Below are 15,681 nucleotides of genomic sequence, written 5' to 3' on the forward strand. Positions count from 1 at the left end.
CTTGGTGCCTGCGACCCTGACATGTGTGACGATGTAAGGAAGCAATATCCATATAGGCAGGTTGCCAATGACCTGCAACATCTTTCGTAAAATGCGCTATTTCAGGGGTCTGCGCGGCCTGTCCAGTCGCGCCATATCCACGCCAGCAGATAGGGCCGGGCCAGCGCCCGGTCCAGCGCATAGGGAATCCAGCCGGGACCGAACGGCACATAGAGGCGCACCGGCACCCCCTGCCCCCGCGCCACCGCCCGGCAGCGGCGGCCCGGAAGGCCCCGCAACTGTTCCAGGCTGCACGGCGTGCCGGCGTTACGCAGCAGGGCCAGCGCCCGGTCGGCCAGCGCGGGGCGATGGGTGGCGATCGCGACCGGCGCCACGCGTCCGGCCAGTGCTTCGACCAGCGCCAGATAGGCGGCATCGGGATCGACCGCATCGCCCGCCGGATCGGGCCACTCCCCGCGCACGATACGGACCGGCGCGCTGCTGTCGCGCAGCCGGACCGCGTCGGCCTGACTGCGCTGCCAACGGGCGGGCAGGACGATGCCGGTATCGGGAAAGTCGGGCAGCAGCCGTTCGACCGCCGCCAGCGTCTCGTCCGCATCCTGCGGGCCATGAGCGTCGAACACCAGCGACAGGCCGGACTGGCGCGCAATCTGCGCCAGTTCACGCAGGCTGACCGGATCGAAACGCAGCGGCGGCGCCTTCACCGACAGGCTGAGGTCCAGGCCGCGCGCCCGCTGTGCCACCCGCGCATAGGCGGCCATGATCGACGAGGGATCACCCCCCGCCCCTTCGAAATAGCCGATCGTGGTGGCAGCGCCGGCGCGGGCCTGTTGCCGGGCGATCGCCACGGCATGGGGGGCGTCGGGTGCCGGGATGACCCGCCCCAGCGCACCGGGCAGGGCATAACGCGTGTCCCGCAACAGGCGCCAGGCCGCCCCGCCCCTCACCGCCGCAGCAGCCGTTGCCGCGACCAGACAATAGCGTCCGCCGCAAAGGCCGCCGCGCCGCGCAGATTATAGGGATAGGTGCGCAACTGGACGCAGTCATGCTCCGTCTGGGTCCAGAGCTTGCGAATCCAGGGTTCGGCAACGCCGAGAAATTCGAAACTGTGCAGCCGCGCTTGCGCCGCCCAGCCGATGGCATGGAGCATCAGCAGCCCGCCCGGCGAACAGGCGTTGAAGGTGGCATCATGGCCGATCTTGAACAGCCAGTAGCGGCCGTTCCACAGCACCGCCATCTGCATCGCGATGGCGCGGCCGTCGATCCGCAGGAAGGAGATGCGCAGGTCGCCGCGCTGCGCCACCGCACGGAAGAAGGCGCGGAAGATCGCTGCCTGACGCGGATCGGTGGCGATGGCGGTGCCCGCCTCGCTCTTCCAGCCCAGCGCCTCGACCGCGACGGCCTCGTCGAACAGGGCGTCGAAATTGTCCGCGTCCGGCGCCAGCGTCTCATGCTGGAGCAGGCCGCACCCTTCCGCCTTGCGCCGGGCGCGGCGGAAGTCGGAGCGACGACCGGCGTTGAAGCGGCTTTCCGGGTCGCGCCAGCCCTCGTCCAGCGCGATATGGGGACAGGCCATGGCCGGCCGCACGACCAGCCGCCCACGCCGCCGCACCGCCCGCGCCAATGCGGGGATCAGGGTCGACCCGGCGGAGATGCGATCGAGCAGCAGCGGATGGGGCAGGCGCGCGATCGCGCCGGCCAGCGCATCGGCCGCCGCCGTCCCGTTGCACAGCATGTCGCCCGGCTCATAGGTTTCGCGCGCGCCGATCATCCGCCAGCGGGCCAGTGCGCCACCATCGCGGCACAGCGGCAGCAGCGCGACCAGATCGGCGCCCGCCCAGACCGTCATGATGCGGCTCGGCCCGGCAGCAATCAGGTCGTTCAGCGTGGCGGCGAACAGGCGGGTCTGGGTCGGCCAGTCGGCGCGCGCCTCCAGCCTTTCCCAGGCGCGGGCAAGCGCGGTCGAATCCAGCGCGTCGGCAAGGCATAGCGGCTCGACGCGCAAGGCGCCTGCCTGCGCGCACGCAGCATCGAAATCCGATACGCCGTGCAGCACCATATTCCCCCTCTTGCCGCCCAGTCCTCTAGCGGCAGAAGCTTAAGAAATCGGCCGATCGCCGATGAGGCTTGCATCCATGCCCGCATCCGGTGGAGGATGCGGGCATGGAACCCCCGCCGAAAATCGGCTTTCCCCCGCGAATATTATAACAGGAGTTTCCCATGCTGCGCGTGATGGCCGTCACTCTCCCCCTCGCCCTGCTGGCCTGTTCAGCCGACGATGCGACCGGCCAGAATGCCGGTGCGACCGCGGGGGAAAAGCCGTTCAAGACATCGGTGATCGCCGATTTCGAATCGCCCTGGGCGATGACCTTCCTGCCCGACGGGCGGATGCTGATCACCGAAAAGGCCGGTGAGATGATCCTGTTCGATCCGAAGAACGGCACCAAGATCCCGGTCGCCGGCATCCCCAAGGTCGACAGCGAGGGCCAGGGCGCGCTGATGGACATCGTCCCCTCCCCCACATTCGCGCAGGACAAGAAGGTCTATTTCAGCTTCTCCGAAGTGGGCCAGGGTGATCGTGCCGGCGGCAAGGGCGTGGCGCTGGCCACCGGCATCTTCGACCAGGCGAGCGACGGCACGACCAGGCTGGCCGACGTGAAGGTCATTTTCCTTGCCAGCGATTATGTCGAGGGCAATGGCCATTATTCGGGCCGCATCGCCTTCTCGCCCGATGGCAAATATCTCTTCTTCACCAATGGCGAGCGACAGAAGTTCGAGCCGGCGCAGGATCCCAAATCAACCCTGGGCAAGGTGCTACGCCTCAATCTGGACGGCACGCCGGCGGCGGGCAATCCGCTCAGCGCCAAGGGCTTCAACCCGGCGGTCTGGTCCTATGGCCATCGCAATCTGCTGGGCATCGCGTTCGACAAGGACGGGCGCCTGTGGGAACAGGAAATGGGCCCCAAGGGCGGCGACGAGGTCAATTTGATCAAGCCCGGCCTCAACTATGGCTATCCGCGCGTGTCGAACGGCGATCATTATGACGGCCGCGACATTCCCGATCACAAGCCTGGCGACGGCTATGAGGCGCCGAAGGTCTGGTGGAATCCGGTGATCTCGCCGGGCGGCCTGATCTATTATTCGGGCGACCTGTTCCCGCAATGGAAGGGATCGCTGTTCATCGGCGGCCTGTCGAGCCAGTCGCTGGTACGGGTAAAGCTGGACGGCGAGAATGCGGAAAAGGCCGATCAGTGGGACATGGGTGCCCGCATTCGCGAGGTCGAACAGGGGCCGGACGGCGCGCTGTGGCTGCTGGAGGATGGCGGCAAGTCGCAGGGCCGCCTGCTCAAGCTGACGCCCAAGGCATAGATAGCCGCATGACCGACATCGATGCCCTGCCCGCGCGCAACGGGCAGCAACTGGCGCGCGCCGACATCATGGCGCTGGCGGGCACGCCCCATGCCCTGATCGACTGCGACCTGGAAGCGGCGGAACTGGCGCAGCTCGACCTTACCGGTTGGCAGTTCGAGCGCTGCAACCTGCGCAACGCCGATCTGGCCGGCGCCACGCTGGAACGCACCCGCTGGCAGGGCTGCCGCGGCGGCGGCGCGAATTTCACCGGCTGCGATCTCTCCGACGCGGTGCTGACCGGATGCGATTTCAACAATGTCATATTGCGGCGGGCGCGGCTGGAGGGCGCGCGACTGGCCCAGTGCAAGCTGACCGGCGCCGACCTGTCGGACCTGCGCGCGCTGGAGATCGACATGACCGAATGCCTGCTGATCGACGCGCGCCTGCCCGGCCTGTCCTTCCGCAAGCAGCTACTGAGCCGCATCGATTTTTCGCAGGCGGACCTGCGCAAATGCGATTTCCGCATGGCCAGTTTCGAAGGCTGCAGCCTGCGCGAGGCGATGCTGGAAGGCTCCCGGTTCGAGGGCGCCGACCTGCGCGGCGCGGACATAGGCGGCGTCCATCTGGGCGATGCCAGCCGCTTTCGTGGCGCCACCATCTCGCGCGACCAGGCCGGCGAACTGCTCGCCGAATTGGGGCTGAAGGTCCGCTGAGCCGCCCTATCGGAGCGGCGGCATCTCGCTCGCCACCATCTCGCCAGCACCCCGGCCGATCGACCAGAGGCGGCGCGGCGCCTTGGGATCCCAGTCGATCGCCTGGCCCGGCGTGGCAATGCCGAGCGTCCCGACATGCTCCAGCACCGATCCGGCCTCCGGCAGTTTCAGCGCATAGACTTCGGGCCGGTCATGCCCGGTGGCATAGATCAGGCCGTCTGCGCCCCAGCTAAGGCCGGAACAGCTTTTGGGCGCGAAGCGGGCCAGCACGTCGGCCGGGAACGCCCAGCTTGCCTCCGCCCGGAAAGCATCGTCCATCCGCACCAGCAGCGTATAGCGATAATCGCGCCCCGGCTCGCCGCCCTTGCCCTCATAATTGGCGAAGACCGCCCACCATTTGCCATCATGGCGATCCATCACCGTCAGCGATCCGGGGCCAAAGCCCAGGCTGACGCTGCGGACATGCTTCAGCGTCTTCGTGTCGAAAATCTCGACCGCGCTGGTCTGCGGCACGGCGGGATAGTTGGACGCGGCACAGACCAGTTCGGTGCCGACCACGGTGCAACTGTTCATGTGCGGATAGAGGCGACGCTCCCCCTGCCACTGCGCCACGCGCTGTCCGTCGGCGATGCGATATTTGCCGATCCGGTCATTATCGATCGCATAGACATGGGTGCCGTCCGACGCCGCGCCCTGATGCGCTTCCGGCGCCTTGATCCGCAGGCTGACCGGGGATGGCGGCGACGACGGCGCATCCGCCGGCGCCTGCTGCGCGACCGCCGCGCCGGCCAGTCCCAGCAGCGCGGTTCCGACAAGCAGCGCCCTTACCATTTGACCGAGGCCCCGACGTAGAAGGTGCGACCATAGCGTTCATTCTGGATCACCCAGTCGCGCACGCCGCCCTGATATTGGCGGGTCGGCTCGTCGGTCAGATTCTGCCCTTCGGCAAAGAGGCGCACATTCTTCGTCACATCCACCCCGATCTTCGCGTCCAGACGACGCAGATCGTCATTATACTGGTCATTGAGGCGGATATCACCCGCCGACAGCAAGGCGCGGCCGGTATGATGATAGGCGACCGACGCTTCGACGATACCCCTCTGGTAGAAGATCTGCGCCCCCCAGAGCAGCTTGGACTGTTCGGGGAAGGCAACGGTGCCACGGTCCGGCATGCGCAGGCTGGAGTCGATCAGGGTGAGGTTGAGGTTCATGCCAAGACCCGAGAGCAGACCCGGCAGGAAGGTGAACTGCTGCTGCCAGGCGGCTTCCAGGCCGATGATATCGCCCTTGTCGGCGTTGAGCGTCTGGCTGAAATTGATCCGGTCATAGGCGACACCGCCAAAGCTGCCGTCATTGATGGTATAGCTTTGCGTGAAGATCGGGTTGCGGATGAACTTGGCGAAGGCGCCGACGCTGATCAGGCCGCCGGGCGCGAAATACCATTCAGCCGACATGTCGAGATTGTCCGCGACATAGGGCTTGAGCGCCGGATTGCCGCTCGACACGCTGATCTCGTCCGCGCCCTCCACCGTGACGGTGCCGCCCGGCGACAGGTCGGCATAGCTGGGCCGGCCGATGCTGCGCGAATAGGCAAGGCGGAAGACGGTGTCGTGCGACGGGGTCACGCGCACCACCAGGCTGGGCAGCCAGTTGGTATAGCGGGTGCGGCCCGATGTCGGGCGGACGACGTCGCCTTCCAGCAGATAGCCGTCAATGTCCAGTTCGGTCCGCTCAACCCGCAGGCCGCCCGTGACCGACAGCGCGCCAAAGTCGAGATTGGCCATGGCATAGCCGGCATAGACATTCTCGCTGAGGTCGAAATCGCTCAGCGTTTCATTGGCCAGGCTGGTCGCTTCGTTGAGCACGAACTGCGCGCCGCCTAGCTTGCCCTGGGTATAGGCATCGACAAGGTCGGCATCGATCACCGGGCCGAGGAAATAATTGCGGCCATCGCCCAGCTTCACGATGACGGTGTCGCCCGACAGGCCATCCAGGGTGAAGCGGTTGGCACTGCTGCCGCGCCCATAGACGTCATTGGAGGAATTAAAGCGCTTGTCGGTCCAGCGGCCATTGGCACCGAACTTGATGAAGCTGTTCTGGCCGATCGTCGGCAGCTTGCCGGTCAGGTCGAGCCGGCCCTGCCAGGTCTTTTCCAGGCCATATTCATCCTGCGCCGAATATTGGCGGAAGCCCAGGTCCGACGGATCGAGATAGCCGTCGACCGGCACGGCGCTGAACAGCTTGTCCGAAAAATCGACCGCTACCGCGCCGGGATTGCCCCGGAACTGCCAGAGCTGATTGGGTTCGATCACTTCGTTGCGGGTGCGCGCCGCGCCGAAATCAAGCGACCAGTTGTCAGTCAGGTCCGCCGTGCCGCCGGCCATGAAGGACAGGACCGACTTTTCCTTATATTCCAGACGCAGGTCGGAACGCTGCTCGCTGGTGGAGGCAATACCGGTCAGGCCGTTGGCGTCCCAGTCGATATCGGAGAAATCGAGCCGGAAGCGCTGGCGATATTCATCCTCGGAGAATTTGGAATAGATGCCGCGAACATAGAGCTGGACGCTCTCGCCGCGCCAGTCGAACGAGCCGGCCGCACCGATCCGCTCGCGCTTGAGGCGATAGTCATTATATTTGATGTTGACCGGCACGGCCCCGCGCGCGGCATCGGCGTCGGGCGTCCAGTCATCGGGATAGATGCCATAGCTGCTATAGGTGCGGTCGGAATAGCTGGCGCCCAGCAGGATGCCAAACTGTTCGTCCGCGCCGAAGCGGGTGCCGATGGTGACATCGCCCTTGATCGGCTGGTCGCCCTTGCGCAGTTCCTGATAGCCGACCTGCCCATTCGCCTGGAAGATGAAGCGATCGTCGAAGTCGAAGGCGGTCTGGGTGACGAGGTTGATGGTCGCGCCGATGCCCTGGCCGGTCAGGTCGGCGGTCTTCACCTTGGCGACCTCCACCTGCTTCAAGAGCTGACCCGACAGGATGTCGAGCGGCAGGCGCCGATCGAGTCCGTCGGGATTGCCGATCTCGAAGCCGTTGATGGTATAGCCATTGAGGCTGGAGGGCACGCCGCGCACCGCGACATAGCGTCCCTCGCCCTGGTCATATTGGACGCCGACGCCGGGCAGGCGCTCGACCGCCTCGGCCACATTCTTGTCGGGCAGCTGGCCCATATCATCGGACGCGGTCACATCGACGATGCCCAGCGCTGCCCGCTTCTGGTCGATGGAACGCTGCAACTGCGCGCGCTGGCCGGTGACGACGATGCCGCCTTCCTCCTCGGGCAGCGGCTGCTGCGCATGGGCGGTGCCGGCGATCGCGAGTGCGAACAGGCTGATGGATGCCGCAAAAATCCTGGTCATGATCGAGTCCCCTCTGGTCGGGGTCGCGATTAGGAAAGCTGCGCGACAGCGGCGTTTCCGAAGCGCTGCACCGCGATGACCGATTGATGACATTTTGAAGACCGGACCATCTTGCGACCGCGAGAGACGCCCCCTTTCGGCCGCCCGGCCGGCTTCCTATCTTGCGGGCCTTCTCTCCCTCTCCCACTTCTGGAGACCTGCATGAGCGCTCCCAAGCTGTTCCAGCCCTTCGATGTCGGCGGCCTTGCCCTCGACAACCGCATCGTGATTGCGCCGATGTGCCAATATTCCGCCGTCGACGGCCAGATGAACGACTGGCACCTCATTCATCTGGGCCAGCTTGCCCTGTCGGGCGCGGCGTTGCTGACGATCGAGGCGACCGCCGTGCTGCCCGAGGGGCGGATCAGCCATGCCGATGTCGGCCTGTGGGACGATGCGACGCAGGCGGCGATGCAGCGCGTGCTGGACGGCGTGCGGCGCCATAGCGACATGCCCATCGCGATCCAACTCGGCCATGCCGGGCGCAAGGCATCGACGCAGGTGCCATGGCAGGGCGGCGCGCAGATCGCGCCCGATGCGGTCAATGGCTGGCAGACGGTCGCCCCCTCCGCCCTGCCCTTCACGCCGGGCACCCATGCGCCGATGGCGCTGGACAAGGCCGGGATCGACCGGCTGCGCGACGCCTTCGTCGCGGCGGCAAAGCGGGCCGATGCAATCGGTATCGATGCGGTGCAGCTGCATGGCGCCCATGGCTATCTGCTGCACCAGTTCCTCTCGCCGCTCTCCAACCAGCGCGACGATGATTATGGCGGCAGCCTGGAAAACCGGATGCGGTTGCCGCTGGAGATTTTCGACGCGGCGCGCGCCGCCCTGCCCGCGCACAAGCCGGTGACGATGCGCGTGTCGGGCACCGATTGGGTCGATGGCGGCTGGGACATCGAGCAGACGGTCGCATTTGCCAAGGCGCTGGAGGCGCGCGGCTGCAGCGCCATCCATGTGTCGAGCGGCGGCCTCGACCCGCGTCAGGATATTCCGGTGGGTCCAAGCTATCAGGTGCCGCTGGCCCGCGCGGTCAAGCAGGCGGTCGACATGCCGGTGATCGCCGTCGGCCTGATCACCGATTTCGAGCAGGCGGAGGCGATCATCGGCACCGGCGACGCCGACCTGATCGCGATCGCCCGCACAATTCTCTATGATCCGCGCTGGCCCTGGCATGCCGCCGCCCATCTGGGCGCATCGGTGAAGGCCGCGCCGCAATATCTGCGCTGCCAGCCGCGCCAGTATCGCCATCTCTTCGACACGCCGAAGGGCTGAAACGAGAAACGGGGCCTTCCGGCCCCGTTCTTTTATACCAGCCGGCTCTGCTTGACCGCCGCTTCGATGAAGCTGGCGAAGAGCGGGTGCGGGTCGAACGGCTTGGACTTGAGTTCCGGGTGGAACTGCACGCCGACGAACCAGGGATGGTCGGGCCGCTCGACGATTTCGGGCAGCGTGCCGTCCGGCGACATGCCCGAGAAGATCAGGCCGCCCTTTTCCAGCGGTTCGCGATAGCCGGCATTGACTTCATAGCGGTGGCGGTGACGCTCGCTGATGTCGTTGCTGCCATAGATGCCGGCGACGACGCTGTTGCCCGCAAGCTTGGCCGGATAGGCGCCCAGACGCATGGTGCCGCCCAGATCGGTCTCGGCGGTGCGCTTCTGCAGGCCTTCCTTGCTCATCCATTCGGTGATGAGGCCGACGACCGGCTCGCTGGTTTCGCCGAACTCGGTGGTCGAGGCATTTTCGATCCCCGCCGTGTTCCGCGCGCCTTCGATGCAGGCCATCTGCATGCCAAGACAGATACCAAAGAAGGGCACGTCGCGTTCGCGCGCAAACTTGACCGATGCGATCTTGCCTTCCGACCCGCGCACGCCGAAGCCGCCGGGGACGAGGATGCCGTGCATCGGCTCGAGGCTGGCGGCGAGGTCGTCGCCCTTCTCGAACAGTTCGGCGTCGATCCACTTGATGTTGACCTTCACCCGGTTGGCAAGGCCGCCATGGTGCAGCGCTTCGTGCAGCGACTTGTAGGCGTCGAGCAGGCCGACATATTTGCCGACCACGCCGATCGTCACTTCGCCCTCTGGGTTGAGCTGGCGATCCATGATATCGGTCCAGCGGTCCATCGACGGCGCGGGCGCATCGGTGATGCCGAAGGCGCGCAGCACTTCATTGTCGAGACCCTCGGCATGATATTGCTCGGGCACGGCATAGATGCTCTTGGCGTCGAGCGCCGGAATGACCGCCTCGGGACGGACATTGCAAAAGAGCGCGATCTTCTTGCGCTCGCTTTCGGGCAGCGGATGCTCGGCGCGGCACAGCAGGATGTCGGGCTGGATGCCGAGCGAGGTCAGTTCGCGCACGCTGTGCTGGGTCGGCTTGGTCTTCAGTTCGCCGGCCGCCGCCAGATAGGGCACCAGGGTCACGTGGACGAAGATCGACTGGCCGCGGTCCAGATCATTATGGAGCTGGCGAATCGCTTCCATGAAGGGCAGCGATTCGATGTCGCCGACGGTGCCGCCGATTTCGCACAGCACGAAGTCCAGATCGTCGGTCTCCGCCGTGGCGAACGCCTTGATCTCGTCGGTGACGTGCGGGATGACCTGGACGGTCGCGCCCAGATAGTCGCCGCGCCGTTCGCGCTGGATGATGGTCTGATAGACCCGGCCCTGCGTGACGTTGTCCGACTGGCGCGCCGACACGCCGGTAAAGCGTTCATAATGGCCAAGATCGAGGTCGGTTTCCGCCCCGTCGTCGGTCACATAGACTTCGCCATGCTGATAGGGCGACATCGTGCCCGGATCGACGTTGAGATAGGGGTCGAATTTCCGGATTCGCACGCGATAGCCCCGCGCCTGCAACAGCGCTGCCAAGGATGCGGCCATGAGGCCCTTACCAAGCGAGGAGACCACGCCGCCGGTGATGAAAATATACCGCGTCATGGGAGAAGAGGCTTAGCCTTATACAAACGAGTTGAGCAAGCGCGCGAATCCGCACGCTCGCAAAAAATATGGCGATGAACGACGAAAAGGTCAGTTAGCGAGCGGAACTGCGCCGTTCGCTGCCGAACCATTGCCGGCGGCACTGGCCGCACCGGCCAGCGGGTCGGCGCTGCCGGTCGCGGGCGCCGGGGCCTGCGTGGCGGGGGCCGACTTGACCAGCGAGGTGTCGATGTCGCCGCCTGCATGACGGACCGAGGCGATGACCGCCAGGGTGATCGACAGCAGGACGAAGATGGTCGCCAGGATCGTGGTCGAACGCGTCAGGAAATCCGCCGCGCCGCGCGCCGACATCAGCCCGGCCGGGCTGCCACCGACGCCCAGACCGCCACCTTCCGACTTCTGCATCAGAATGACGGTGACCAGCAGGGCAGCGACGATCGCCTGCACGACGAGAAGGAAGGTGAACATGCGGGTTCTTTTCTGTCCAATGAAGGAATGCGTTGGCGCGCACATAGCGATGATGGGCCGCCGGGGCAACCGGCGAGCCTGTCGATATGAACGAAGGCATGGATGAGGGCGCGTGCGGAGGGTGCCGCGGCTGGCCTGCAATGGCCCATATAATTAAGTCTGGACAGTGAAAGAACCGTTCAAGCTGAGCGAAATCGAAGCCCTCGGCCGAGCGGAGCGAGGCAATAGCTTCGCCTTCGCTCAGCAGCGCCCTTCGACTTCGCTCAGGGCGAACGGCGTGAAGATAGCCCGCCCCTTCAACGCACAGCCAGCAACGCGCTCGACTCGCATCAAGCCAGAATGCCCCCTCTTCCGCACGAAGAGAGGGCGCTCTGCATCAGTCCGCGGCGGCGATCACCGGTTCGAACTTGGCAGCCGACAGGCTGGCGCCGCCGACCAGGCCGCCGTCGACGTCCGGCAGGGCGATGATCTCGGCGGCATTGTCGCCGTTCATCGATCCGCCATAGAGGATGCGCATGGCGTCGGCCTGGTCCTGGCCGATCCGGCTGGCGAGCGCGGCGCGCAGGGTGGCGTGCATCGACTGGATCGCCTCCAGCGTCGGGATGCGGCCGGTGCCGATCGCCCAGATGGGTTCATAGGCGACGGCCAGCCAGTCGGCGCTTGCGCCTTCGGGCAGAGAGGCGAGCAACTGGGCGGTGACCACTTCGTCGGCATCGCCCGCATCGCGCACGGCGAGCGTTTCGCCGACGCACAGGATCACCTTCATGCCCGCCGCATGGGCGGCGACCGACTTGGCGGCGACATCGGCGTTGGTCTCGCCGCGCGTCTCGCGCCGTTCGCTATGGCCGGTGATGACCCAGGTCGCCCCCGCCTCGATCAGCATCTCCGCCGACAGCGATCCGGTATAGGCGCCGCTCAATTCCATATGGCAGTTCTGGGCGCCGATGAAGGCCGCGCCCTTCAGCTGCGACCCGGCCATGATCAGCGTGGCCGGCAGACAAAGCCCGACTTCCACCGCCGGATGCTGCGCGGCGAGCTTGCCGATCGCCTCCACCTCGTCGAGATGCGCACGCATCCCGTTCATCTTCCAGTTGCCGACCACCAGCTTGCGCCTGCTCATCGGTCCAAGTCCCCTTGTGATTATTGCTGCACGTGCCCGCAGCGGGTCCCCACGGCATGCACCGCGTCTCCTGGTTCCGCTTTCAGGCAATCAAGCCGATGGACGGCGATGCAGCATTTGTCCAGACCGTCCGCCACGGCCGCACTTGCCGCCGGGTCGATCCGCCCCTAAAGCGGGCCGCCATATCGCCGCATAAAAACCGGACATTCTCATGCTCTCTGTCTTCCGCAGTTTCATCCGTTCCAAATTCGGCGCCTTTTTCGCGATCCTCTTTCTGGGGTTGATCGCGGCGGCGTTCATCCTGGGCGACATTTCCAGCGGCAAGTTCGGGACCGGCCTGGGCGGCGGCGACACCGTCGCCAAGGCCGGCGGTTCCAAGCTGCGCATGAGCGAGCTGCAGGACCGTATCCAGCGCGTGTTCGAAAATGCGCGCCGCGAAAATCCCGGCATGCAGATCGGCGATTTCTTTGCCCAGGGTGGCGGCAAGCAGGTGTTCGACCAGCTGGTCGCGGCGCTGACGCTCAAGCAGTTCGCCAGCGATCAGGGCGTCCATATCAGCAAGCGGCTGGTCGATGCGCAGATCGCGCAGATCCCCGCCTTCCAGGACGCCGCCGGCAATTTCAGCCAGGATAATTTCCGCGCCCTGCTGCAGCGCGAGCGGATCAGCGAACAGTCGCTGCGCGACGATATCAGCCGCGAAATCCTGCAGCGCCAGCTGCTGGCCCCGGTCGGCCTGGGCGTGAAGCTGCCCGACAGCGTGGCGCTGCCCTATGCGTCGCTGCTGCTGGAAGAACGCCAGGGCACGATCGCCGCGATCCCGGCCGCCGCTTTCCTGGACGCCAAGGAGCCGACCGACGCGCAGGTCGCCGATTTCTACAAGAAGAATGCCGCGCGCTACACCATCCCGGAACAGCGCCGCATCCGCTATGCCGTGATCGACAGCGAGCGGTTCGCCCAGGCGGCCCAGCCGACCGAGGCGGAAATCACCGCCGCCTACAATCAGAACAAGGCGGCCTATGCCGCCAAGGAAAATCGCAGCGTCGAACAGCTTGTGCTGCCGACCCAGGCGGGCGCCAAGGCGATCGCCGACCAGGTGAAGGCCGGCAAGACGCTGGCCGCCGCGGCGCAGGGTGCGGGCCTTGCCGTGTCGACCCTGACCGACCAGAGCCGCGAGGCGCTGGCCGCCACCGCCTCCAAGCCGGTCGCCGACGCCGCCTTTGCCGCCAAGCAGGGCGAACTGGTTGGCCCGGTCCGTGGTTCGCTCGGCTGGATCGTGCTGCGCGTCACCGCGCTCAACAATGTCCCGGCCCGTGCGCTGGCGTCGGTGCGCGATGAGATCATCGCCACGCTGCGCACCCAGAAGGAAAAGCAGCTGCTGACCGACTTCACCGGCAAGATCGAGGATCAGATCGCCAATGGCGGCACCTTCGAGGAAGTCGCGAAGGATAATGGCCTGAAGCTGGAAACCTCGCCGCTGCTGGTGTCGAGCGGCAAGCAGGTCGAGGACGAGACCTATCAGCCCAACAGCGACCTGCAGCCGCTGCTGGCCCCCGTCTTCGCGATGAGCGCCGACGATGATGCCCAGCTGGTGCCGATCACTGCCGACAAGCGCTATGCGCTGGCCGCGCCGGGCGATATCGTCGCCCCCGCCCCGCCGCCGCTCGCCAAGATCAAGCCGCTGGTCGTGGCCCAGTATAAGCTGAGCCAGGGCTATGAGAAGGCGCAGAAGGTTGCCGAGGACATCCGCGCCAAGGTCGTCAAGGGCACCAAGCTGGCCGATGCGCTGGCCCAGGCCGGCGTCAAGCTGCCCGCCCCGCAGGTCGTGGGTGGCCGTCGCGCCGACCTGATGCGCGGCCAGCAGCGCCCGCCGGCCGAAATCGCCATCCTCTTCTCGATGGCCGCCAACAGCGTGAAGACCCTGCCGATCGGCCAGGATCGCGGCACCTTCGTGGTGCAATTGAACGCCATCAAGCGTGGCGACGCCGCCGGTCAGCCCGAATTGCTGAACCAGGTCCGCACCCAGCTGGGCGACGTCGTAGGCGAAGAATATGGCGCCCAGTTCGAGCGCGCGATCGAGAAGGACATGGGCGTGACCCGCAAGGCGAACGCCGTGGCCGAAGCCCAGAAGGCGCTGTCCGCCACCAATAGCGGCGAGCAGTAAGATGGCGGCGCAGGGGGGAATGGTGGACGGCACGGCCGTCGCTCGCGCGGCACTGGCACAGGGCCGTTCGGGTCTGGTGTGGCGGCGGCAGATTGCCGACACCGACACGCCGATCTCCGCTGCGCTCAAGCTGTTCGAGCCGGACCGCGGCGACTTCCTGCTGGAATCGGTCGAGGGCGGCGCGGTGCGTGGCCGCTACAGCCTGATCGGCCTGGCCCCCGACCTCGTCTATCGCGCCGAGGGCGCAAAGGGCGAGATCAACCGCCAATGGGCGACCGATCGCGACGCTTTCGTCCCGGCCGAACAGGATGCGTTGCAGGCGCTGCGCGCGCTGGTCGCTGAATGCCGCGCCGATCTGGACCCCGCCCTGCCGGCCGCGCTCGCCTGTCTGGTCGGCTATTTCGGCTATGAGACGGTGGGCCTGGTCGAAAAGCTGCCCCGCCCCGCCGCCAACAACATCGCCCTGCCCGACATGCTGTTCGTGCGGCCGACCGTCATCCTGGTGTTCGATCGCTTGGCCGACGCCCTGTTCCTGGTCGCCCCGGTGTGGAAGGATCAGGCCGCCGACGCGGAAAAGGCGATCGCGCAGGCGCTGGAACGGATCGACGCGACCGCCGCGCGCCTGGCTGCGCCGCTGCCGGCCGTGCCCGCCCCGGCCGACATTGCCGAGATCGACGTGACGCCGGTGCTGGAACCGGGCCGCTATGCCCAGATGGTCGATCGCGCCAAGGACTATATCGTCGCGGGCGACATCTTCCAGGTGGTGCTGGCGCAGCGCTTCACCAGCCCCTTCACCTTGCCGCCGATCGCGCTCTATCGCGCGCTGCGCCGGATCAATCCGTCGCCCTTCCTCTATTATCTCGACCTGCCCGGCTTTGCGCTGATCGGGTCCAGCCCGGAAATCCTGGTCCGCGCCCGCGATGGCGAAGTGACGATCCGGCCGATTGCCGGCACCCGCCCGCGCGGCAAGAATGCGGTGGAGGACGCCGCCAATCGCGCCAGCCTGCTCGACGATCCCAAGGAACGGGCCGAGCATCTGATGCTGCTGGATTTGGGCCGTAACGATGTCGGCCGCGTCGCCAGTGCCGGCAGCGTTACCGTGACGGAAAGCTATACGGTCGAATTCTACAGCCATGTGATGCACATCGTGTCGAACGTGGTCGGCCGTCTGGCGCCCGAAAAAGATGCGATCGACGCGCTGTTCGCGGGTTTCCCGGCCGGCACCGTGTCGGGCGCGCCCAAGGTCCGCGCCTGCGAGATCATCGCCGAACTGGAGCCGGAAACGCGCGGTGCCTATGCCGGCGGCGTCGGTTATTTCGGGCCGGACGGCAATATGGACAGCTGCATCGTGCTGCGCACCGCCGTGCTGAAGGATGGCGTGATGCACGTCCAGGCCGGCGCCGGCATCGTCGCCGATTCGACCGCCGACTATGAGCAGCGCGAATGCGAGGCCAAGAGCGGTGCCCTGCTCGCCGCCGCGCGCGAAGCCGTCAGCCTGGCCAAGCAGGCCGGCTACGGGCAGTAA

General features: G+C 66.2%; 12 protein-coding genes. 5 read left to right on the forward strand and 7 right to left on the reverse strand.

Annotated elements, in window-relative coordinates; translation table 11 throughout:
- Window positions 1-101 precede the first annotated feature (101 nt).
- Window positions 102-920 carry a proline dehydrogenase family protein gene (locus HH800_RS14760; protein ID WP_235681890.1) on the reverse strand — a complete coding sequence of 273 codons (819 nt, stop codon included), beginning with the start codon at window positions 918-920 and terminating at the stop codon, window positions 102-104.
- Between the two features lie 23 nt (window positions 921-943).
- Entirely contained in the window at window positions 944-2,059 is a 1,116-nt protein-coding gene (locus HH800_RS14765) for a GNAT family N-acetyltransferase (protein WP_169861525.1), read from the reverse strand.
- A gap of 161 nt (window positions 2,060-2,220) precedes the next feature.
- On the opposite strand from HH800_RS14765, the gene HH800_RS14770 reads away from it, so the two are divergent.
- Window positions 2,221-3,369 (forward strand): PQQ-dependent sugar dehydrogenase, encoded by a 1,149-nt coding sequence (locus HH800_RS14770; RefSeq protein ID WP_169861526.1) that lies wholly within the window; start codon window positions 2,221-2,223, stop codon window positions 3,367-3,369.
- Between the two features lie 8 nt (window positions 3,370-3,377).
- Complete coding sequence (locus tag HH800_RS14775) at window positions 3,378-4,064, forward strand: pentapeptide repeat-containing protein (RefSeq protein ID WP_169861527.1); 687 nt, start codon at window positions 3,378-3,380, stop codon at window positions 4,062-4,064.
- A 6-nt stretch (window positions 4,065-4,070) separates the two neighbouring features.
- Here the strand turns inward: HH800_RS14775 and HH800_RS14780 are convergent, their stop codons facing one another.
- Together HH800_RS14780 and HH800_RS14785 are read right to left on the reverse strand one after the other, a co-directional pair.
- A complete protein-coding gene (locus HH800_RS14780) occupies window positions 4,071-4,895 on the reverse strand; it encodes a hypothetical protein (RefSeq protein WP_169861528.1) in 825 nt (274 codons plus the stop codon).
- Window positions 4,889-7,429, reverse strand: a complete 2,541-nt coding sequence (locus tag HH800_RS14785; RefSeq protein WP_169861529.1) for a TonB-dependent receptor — start codon at window positions 7,427-7,429, stop codon at window positions 4,889-4,891. The genes HH800_RS14780 and HH800_RS14785 overlap by 7 nt, the downstream gene beginning before the upstream one ends.
- Before the next feature lie 201 nt (window positions 7,430-7,630).
- Here HH800_RS14785 and HH800_RS14790 point away from each other — a divergent pair, with 201 nt between their 5' ends.
- Window positions 7,631-8,743 (forward strand): NADH:flavin oxidoreductase/NADH oxidase, encoded by a 1,113-nt coding sequence (locus HH800_RS14790; protein ID WP_169861530.1) that lies wholly within the window; start codon window positions 7,631-7,633, stop codon window positions 8,741-8,743.
- Window positions 8,744-8,775: 32 nt separating this feature from the next.
- On the opposite strand, the gene HH800_RS14795 is transcribed toward HH800_RS14790, so the two are convergent.
- The 3 genes from HH800_RS14795 to tpiA all read right to left on the reverse strand — a co-directional run bounded on the left by HH800_RS14795 (window position 8,776) and on the right by tpiA (window position 11,995).
- Complete coding sequence (locus HH800_RS14795) at window positions 8,776-10,407, reverse strand: CTP synthase (protein ID WP_010337427.1); 1,632 nt, start codon at window positions 10,405-10,407, stop codon at window positions 8,776-8,778.
- Window positions 10,408-10,497: 90 nt separating this feature from the next.
- Window positions 10,498-10,875, reverse strand: coding sequence for a preprotein translocase subunit SecG (secG, locus tag HH800_RS14800; RefSeq protein WP_010337428.1), 378 nt, complete (start codon window positions 10,873-10,875; stop codon window positions 10,498-10,500).
- A 376-nt stretch (window positions 10,876-11,251) separates the two neighbouring features.
- Window positions 11,252-11,995, reverse strand: a complete 744-nt coding sequence (tpiA, locus tag HH800_RS14805) for a triose-phosphate isomerase (RefSeq protein WP_099230913.1) — start codon at window positions 11,993-11,995, stop codon at window positions 11,252-11,254.
- Window positions 11,996-12,206: 211 nt separating this feature from the next.
- Between tpiA and HH800_RS14810 the strand changes: the two genes are divergently transcribed.
- Window positions 12,207-14,156 (forward strand): peptidylprolyl isomerase, encoded by a 1,950-nt coding sequence (locus HH800_RS14810; RefSeq protein WP_169861531.1) that lies wholly within the window; start codon window positions 12,207-12,209, stop codon window positions 14,154-14,156.
- A 1-nt stretch (window position 14,157) separates the two neighbouring features.
- Window positions 14,158-15,681: an anthranilate synthase component I gene (gene trpE, locus HH800_RS14815; RefSeq protein WP_169861532.1), complete on the forward strand. Its 1,524-nt coding sequence runs from the start codon at window positions 14,158-14,160 to the stop codon at window positions 15,679-15,681.

Source organism: Sphingobium yanoikuyae (assembly GCF_013001025.1).
Classification (GTDB): domain Bacteria; phylum Pseudomonadota; class Alphaproteobacteria; order Sphingomonadales; family Sphingomonadaceae; genus Sphingobium; species Sphingobium yanoikuyae_A.